The 6,862-nt window shown below is 74.2% G+C and carries 6 protein-coding genes; 5 read left to right on the forward strand and 1 reads right to left on the reverse strand.

The genetic code is table 11. The features are described from left to right. Positions 1–177 precede the first annotated feature (177 nt). From ACIQPT_RS33210 to ACIQPT_RS33225, 4 genes are all read left to right on the forward strand, one after another. Positions 178–1,152 carry an LLM class flavin-dependent oxidoreductase gene (locus ACIQPT_RS33210; RefSeq protein ID WP_401161412.1) on the forward strand — a complete coding sequence of 325 codons (975 nt, stop codon included), beginning with the start codon at positions 178–180 and terminating at the stop codon, positions 1,150–1,152. Positions 1,153–1,314: 162 nt separating this feature from the next. Next, on the forward strand, positions 1,315–3,348 hold the full coding sequence (locus tag ACIQPT_RS33215; RefSeq protein ID WP_401161414.1) for an ATP-binding protein: 2,034 nt from the start codon (positions 1,315–1,317) through the stop codon (positions 3,346–3,348). A 72-nt stretch (positions 3,349–3,420) separates the two neighbouring features. Continuing rightward, positions 3,421–3,924 carry a GNAT family N-acetyltransferase gene (locus tag ACIQPT_RS33220; protein ID WP_401161415.1) on the forward strand — a complete coding sequence of 168 codons (504 nt, stop codon included), beginning with the start codon at positions 3,421–3,423 and terminating at the stop codon, positions 3,922–3,924. Positions 3,925–4,065: 141 nt separating this feature from the next. Further along, the gene (locus ACIQPT_RS33225) at positions 4,066–5,382 is read left to right on the forward strand and encodes a serine hydrolase domain-containing protein (protein WP_401161416.1); all 1,317 of its coding nucleotides are present in this window, start codon (positions 4,066–4,068) and stop codon (positions 5,380–5,382) included. 79 nt (positions 5,383–5,461) lie between these two features. On the opposite strand, the gene ACIQPT_RS33230 is transcribed toward ACIQPT_RS33225, so the two are convergent. Beyond that, the gene (locus tag ACIQPT_RS33230; RefSeq protein ID WP_401161418.1) at positions 5,462–6,277 is read right to left on the reverse strand and encodes a PepSY domain-containing protein; all 816 of its coding nucleotides are present in this window, start codon (positions 6,275–6,277) and stop codon (positions 5,462–5,464) included. Between the two features lie 198 nt (positions 6,278–6,475). Between ACIQPT_RS33230 and ACIQPT_RS33235 the strand changes: the two genes are divergently transcribed. Then, positions 6,476–6,724, forward strand: a complete 249-nt coding sequence (locus ACIQPT_RS33235; protein ID WP_401161439.1) for a DUF6296 family protein — start codon at positions 6,476–6,478, stop codon at positions 6,722–6,724. Positions 6,725–6,862 lie beyond the last annotated feature (138 nt).

Consider the following 6,862-nt stretch of genomic DNA (forward strand, 5'->3'; position numbering starts at 1 on the left):
AGCGCCTCCCCGCAGCCGTGGCCGCCCTGCCCTCCGCGCCGCCCGCCGTACCGCCGTCCCGCCCGCCGCCCGCCGTCCCGCCCGCCGCCGGTGCTTCGCTATCTTCGCCGGACACGGAACGGTGCGGCGGGCCCGGTTGATCGCCGTCGCCCGGCCGCCGACCGAAGGAGAACACCTGTGCGCTCCCCCGCCACCGCCCCGACCGTGGGCGTCCTGCTGCCGCGCGACCTGCCCGCCGACCGGATCCTGCCGTACGCACGCCGGGCCGAGGAGCTGGGGTTCGGCGCCGTGTGGGTGGTCGAGGACCTCGGCTTCCGTGGCGGGATCGCCCAGGCGGCCGCCGTGCTGGCCTCCACCGACCGCCTCCGGGTCGGCATCGGGCTGCTGCCCGCCGGGGCCCGCAACGTGGCGTTCGCGGCGCTGGAGGTCGCGTCCCTGGCGCAGTTGTTCCCGGGCCGGGTCGACGTCGCCGTGGGGCACGGCATGCCCCACTGGATGCGCAGCGTCGGCCAGTGGCCCAGGAGCCCGCTCGCCTTCCTCCGCGAGTACGTCGACGCCCTGCGGGCCCTGCTGCGCGGCGAACTCACGCAACGGCGCGGCCAGTACGTGCACCTCGACGGCGTTCGGCTCGACCCCAGCGCGCTGCCCGACGTCGTGCCCGACATCCTGGCGGGCGTCCGGGGCCCCAAGTCCCTGGCCGTGTCCGGTGAGGTGGCCGACGGGACGGTCCTCGCGGAGCCGGTCGCCCCCGAGTACGCGCGGGCGGCGCTCGGGCACATCGCCGCGGACCGCCCCCACCGGCTGGTCGCGTACAACATCGGGTCCGTCGACACCGATCCGCAGGCCGCGCTGGCCGCCGCCCGCCCGGGGCTGGAGTGGATCGGCGAGCCCGACTGGCACGCGCACATCGCCCCGCTCCCGTTCGCCGGCGAGCTGGTGGAGCTGCGGGCCGGGTGCGCGAGCCGCGAGGAGTTCGTCCGGCGCATGCCCGACGACTGGGTCGCGCGGCTCGCCGTGGCCGGGACTCCGCAGGAGGCCCGTGCCCGCCTCGCCGGGCTGCGGGCGGCGGGCGTCACCGACACCGTCCTCGCGCCGGTGGGCCCCGATCCGGTGGGGGCCCTGGAGTCACTGGCCGGCGTTCTCGACGTCTAGGGCACGCCAGGGGGGGCCTGGGCACACCATCGGCTTCCGGTTCACGATCGGCTTCCGGTTCACGCCGCTTGCCGATCGAACAGGATGCATTGTCGGCCGTTTCTGACTGCTTTTCGCTATGAACGGAGGCGGTGGGCCACGGCGAGGCAGGATGTCCCCGTGATGGGCAACCTCCCCGTCGTGACGACCAGTTTCGTGGGCCGCGACAGCGAACTGGTCAGCGTCGAACGGGCACTTCGAGATCATCGGCTGGTCACGCTCACCGGCCCCGGCGGGGTCGGCAAGAGCCGGCTGGCCCTGCGCACCGCCGAGCGTGCGCGGGACCGCTACGCCGACGGCGTCTGGTGGGCCGATCTTTCCCATCTGCACGACGAGCAACTGCTCGCCACGACGGTCTGCGACGGCGTCGGGCTCCTGGACCACAGCCCCCGCCGGCCGGTGGCCGCGCTCGGTGAGTGGCTGTCCGAACGGCGTCTCCTGCTCGTCCTCGACTGCTGCGAGCGGATCGTCGGCCCCTGCGGGCAGCTCGTCGCCGAACTGCTCGCCGCGGCCCCGGGGCTGACGGTCCTGACCACCAGCAGGGAGCCGCTGGGCGCGGCGGACGAGCTGTGTGTCGAGGTGCCCCCGCTGTCCGCGGGCGACGACGGCGACGAGGCGGTCCGGCTCTTCCACGAGCGCGCGGCCGCCGTCGCCCCGGGAGCCCCGCTCGACGACCCCGCGGGCGCGGCGGCCGTCGCCGAGATCTGCCGTCGGCTCGACGGCATACCGCTCGCCGTCGAACTGGCCTGCGCCCAGCTCCGCGAGAGCAGCCCGCAGGAGATCACCGGGCGGCTGGCCTCCCGGATGGAGAACCTCACCGACGACACCCTCTGGCCCCGCCGCCACCGTGCCCTGCGCACCACGATCGGCTGGAGCCACGAGCTCTGCGCACCGCTGGAGCGGCTGCTGTGGGCGCGGCTCTCCGTCTTCCGCGGCGTCATCACGGTCCCGGACGCGGAGGCAGTGTGCGCGGGCGGGCCGCTGGAGGCCGGGGCCATCGCCCCCGCCCTGGAACGCCTGGCCGACCAGTCCGTGCTCCGGCGGACCGGGGACGGCTACCGGATGCTGGACACACTGCGCGAGTACGGGGCGATGTGGCTGGCCGAGCTGGCGGAGGACGTGCTCCTGGCGGACCGGCACGCCCGGCACTTCGCCCATGTCGCCGTCCAGGCGTACGCGGGCTGGCTGGGACCGTCGCAGGTCCTCTGGTACCACCGGATCGCCGACACCCACGCGGACCTGTGCGCGGCCCTGGACCATCTGCTGGCCGAGGACCCGGAGATGGCGATGGAGATGGCCGGGTGCGCCGGTCTCTTCTGGAGCTGCTGCGGCCATCTGCACCAGGCCCGTACGTATCTGCGACGGGTGCTCGCCCTGCCGCTCTCCGCCGGTCCGCACCGCACCCGGGCGCTCTGGGCCCTGGGCATCACGCTGACCCTCCAGGGCGACCACGAGGCGGCCCGCCGCGTCGGCGAGGAGTGCCGGCACGCGGCCCGCCGCGACGAGGACCCCGAGGCCATGCTCCTGGCGGCCCACTCCATGAGCTTCACGTATCTGATGATGGGCCGGCCGCTCACCGCGCACTCCGTCAGCGACCGCGCGCTGCGCCACCACGCGGGCGACCCGGCGGACGCGCCCTCGCAGCTGCGCTGCCGGGTGATACGGCTGTTCGCCCTGTCCGCGCTCGGCCGGCTCGACGAGGCGTACGAGGAGGCCATGCGGCTCCAGCGGATCAGTCTGCGCTTCGGCGAGCACTGGGCACGGGCCTACGCCGATCATCAACTGGCCCTCATCCACCTGCTCCAGGGGCGTCCCCGGCACGCCGAGAGCCATGCGCGCGCGATGCTCGCGAGCAAGCACGAGCTCCATGACAGCCTCGGCATAGCGCTCGGCCTCGATCTCCTCGCCGGAGCCATCGCCGCCCAGGGGAACGGGGTGGCCGCGGCCCGTGCCTCCGGTACGGGACACACGTACTGGCGCATGATCGGCCACCCGCACCGGGGCACCCCGGAGCTCGGGGCGATCCGCGAGCAGTGGGAGCTCCGGGCCCGGCAGGCGGCGGGCGACTCGGCGTACGAGCGGGCCTACCGGCACGCCTCGGCCGACGACGCCGAACGCGGCCTGGCCCACGCGCTGGAGCGCGGGCAGCCCGGATAGCCGGGGCCGCGGTCCCGGCGCTCCGGCGGCCGCTCGCCGGACACCCGGGGAGACACCGCCTAGCATCCCGGTATGACGTCCATCAGCCGGCTCCGTCCCGACCACGCCGAGGCTCTGCTCGCCTTCGAGCGGGAGAACCGGGCCTATTTCGCCGCGTCCATCTCCGACCGGGGCGACGACTACTTCGCCGCGTTCGCCGAACGCCACCGCGAGCTGCTCGCCGAGCAGGACGCGGGGCTCCACCACTTCCACCTCATCGAGGACGACAGCGGCGGCGTCCTCGGCCGGATCAACCTCATCGGGGTGCGGGACGGTTCGGCCGAGCTGGGCTACCGGATAGCGGAGAAGGCGGCGGGGCGGGGGCTGGCCACCTGGGCGGTCCAGCAGGTCTGCGTTCTGGCGGTCCAGGAGTACGGACTCACCGCGCTGCGCGCCGAGACGACGCTGGACAACACGGGATCCCGCGCGGTGCTGGCGCGTACGGGGTTCGAGCCGCTGGAGGACGTCATGTTCGGCGACCGCCCCGGGCGGCGCTACGTCCTGGATCTGAGCGGGGGTGCTCCCCCGGCGCACTGACCGGCCCGGTGCCGGAAGACACGAGCACGGGCATTGGCACGGGCACGAGCGCGGCGGATTGACCGGAGCGCGGCCCGCCGGCGGTATGGCGGTGATCGGCCGGATGGTCCACCTCGGGGGCAAGCCCCGTCCGGCCGCCCGATGCTGGGGCTCGCGGGAGCGGACCGTACCGCTCCGGCCACCGACGCCCACCGCCTTCAGGAGGCCCCCGTGCCCGCACGTCCCGTTCCGGACGCCCCGCTCCCCCGCAGGAGACCTCTGCGGCGAAGAGCCGTCGTCGCGGCCCTGGCGGCCGCATCGCTCGCCGGTCCGATGACCGGCCCGGCCCACGCGGGCGGCGCGACGGGCGGGAGCGGGGGCGACGGCACGCACGGCACCATCGACCGCACGCTGGAGCGAAGGCTCCAGGCGCTCGTCGACACCCCGGGTGGGCCGCCCGGTGCCATCGCCGTCCTCACGGCGGGCGGCAGCAGCGAGGTGTACCGGGCCGGCACGTCGCAGCTCGGCACGGACCGCCCGCCCCGGACCACCGACCACATGCGGATCGCCAGCACGGCGAAGGCCTTCAGCGGCTCGGTCGCCCTGCAACTGGCCGAGCGGGGCGCGCTCGGCCTGGACGACACCCTCGGCCGGCGGCTGCCCCGGCTGCCCGCCGCCTGGCACCGGGTGACGCTCCGCCAGCTCCTGAACCACACGAGCGGGCTCCCCGACTACACGGAGGACCCCACGTTCATCGCCGAGCTGACGGCCGACCCGCGTCGGCACTTCGACTCCCGGCGGCTGCTGGACTACGTCGCCGGGGACCCCCTGCGGTTCCGGCCGGGCTCGGCGTACCGCTACTCCAACTCCGACAACATCGCCGTGGCGCTGATGGCCGAGGCGGCGACGGGACAGCGGTACGAGAAGCTCCTCGCCGAACTCGTCTACCGGCCGCTCGGCCTGCGCGACACCACCCTCCCGCAGGGCTACCGGCTGCCCGAGCCCTATCTGCACGGCTACGCGGTGGACCCGCCGAACGCACCGGAGGACGTCAGCACGGCGCTCGGCGCCTCGGGGGTGTGGGCGTCGGGCGGCATCGTCTCCACGCCCCGGGACCTGGGGGCCTTCATGCGCGGTTACGCCGGGGGGCTGGGGCTCGGCCCGGCGGTCCGCCGGCAGCAGCTGTCCTTCGTGACGGGCAGCTCCGAACCCGCCGGTCCCGGACGCAACAGCGCCGGGCTCGCGGTGTTCTCGTACGCGACGCGCTGCGGCACCGTGTACGGCCACACCGGCAACTTCCCCGGGTACACACAGCTGGCGGCGGGGACCAAGGACGGCAAGCGGTCGCTGACCGTCTCCCTCACCTCCCAGGTGAACAGCGCGACGAATCCACGGCTGCTGGCCACCCTCCGCGAGCTCCAGGAAGACTTCGTCTGCCGGCTGCTCGATCCCGAAAGGCCCGGCGGTGCGTACCGGTAGCCGGTAGTCGGTAGCCGGCAGCATGGAGAAGGGGTACGCCGGACTTCCGGCGTACCCCTTCTCCCTGTCGGTGGGGCGGTCAGTCGTTGTCGGTCTCCTCGCGGACGATGGTGTCGTTCTTGGCGTCCACGTCGAAGGTCGTCTTCTTCCAGTCGGAGCCGACCACGTCGACCTGCCAGATGACGCCGTTGCCCTCGTTGTCGTCGAGGCTGACGGAGGTGACCGTCCCCTTCTTCTTCTCCGTGGCGACCTTGGCCGCCTGCTGCGGGGTCTGGGTGGCCTGGGCGAGCCGGTCGGCCGTCTCCTTCTTGTCGTCCGCGTCCTGATCCGCGTCGACACGGGCCTCGATCACCTTGCCGTCGACCGCGTTGATGCGGACGGTGTGGATCGTGCCGTCCTTCTCCGCGACCTCCGCGACCCAGACCGGTCCCTCGGCACCCGGGCTCGCGCTCGGGGAGCCGGTCGGGGAGCCGGTCGGGCTCGCGGTTCCGGTGGGACTGGCCGTCCCGGTGGGGCTGGCCGTGCCCGTCGGGCTCCCGGTCCCGGTCGGGCTGGGGCTCTCGTCGCGGTCGTCGTCGTCGACACCCTCCAGGTCGATGTCGACCAGCTTGCTCCCGGCGACCTCGCCGGTGGCGGTGGTGGCCGCGTCGTCGAAGGTGACCTTCGTGGCGTCGAGTACCTGCTTGCGCTCCTGCTGGTCCTCGGTCAGCTCGGCGGTGGCCGAGGGCGACGTCGTCTGCTTCTGCGGGACGACCTTCGCGGCCTCGGAGGTGGCCGCGCTCGTCGCACTGTCCGAGCTCTGACCGCATCCGGTCATCAGCATGGCCGTGGCGGCGGCCAGGCCGAGGGCACCGACCGCCTTGAGGGTGCGGGAACGGGAGGAGGCACTGTTCATTCGTCGAGGCTCAAGTCTCATGCACGCATGCCTAGCCCTCCAGACCACCGGTCATGTTGTCCTACCGGGCGGAGTCACCCGATCGACCGGGCGGCTCCGCCCGTTGGCTTCGCTCCCCGGGCGGCGCGCGCCCGGGTGCGAAACAATGGCGGCAGGGCCGTATTCTCCGCGCCCGGCCGGGAGGCCGTCATGGATCACATGGTGCACACCGAGCGTTACGAACTCATCTTCCAGATGTCCGGCGCCGCGGACGACGTGGTCTCCGTCCGGATGACCGACCGGCTGGGGGCGGGCGGATCCCCGGTGTACGAGGACGAGACGGGGATCGTGCGCGCCGAGATCAGCGACCGGGGCGAGGTCCGCATGCTCGCCAGCGGCGGCCATCAGGTACCGGGGGCTCCCCTGCTGGCCCGCCCCCTGAGCGCGGGCGCACCCGGAACGCCGTAGCCGGACCCGGTACGCAGTGACCGGACCCGCCGGGGGGGGGGGCCCCGGCCGGGGGGGGCCCCCCCCCCCGGGGGGGGGCCGGGGGCGCCGCCCCCCCCCCCCCCCCCCCCATGGCCCCAACGCCCCCCAAATTGTTTT

The organism is Streptomyces sp. NPDC091289 (assembly GCF_044757365.1).
Taxonomy (GTDB): Bacteria; Actinomycetota; Actinomycetes; order Streptomycetales; family Streptomycetaceae; genus Streptomyces.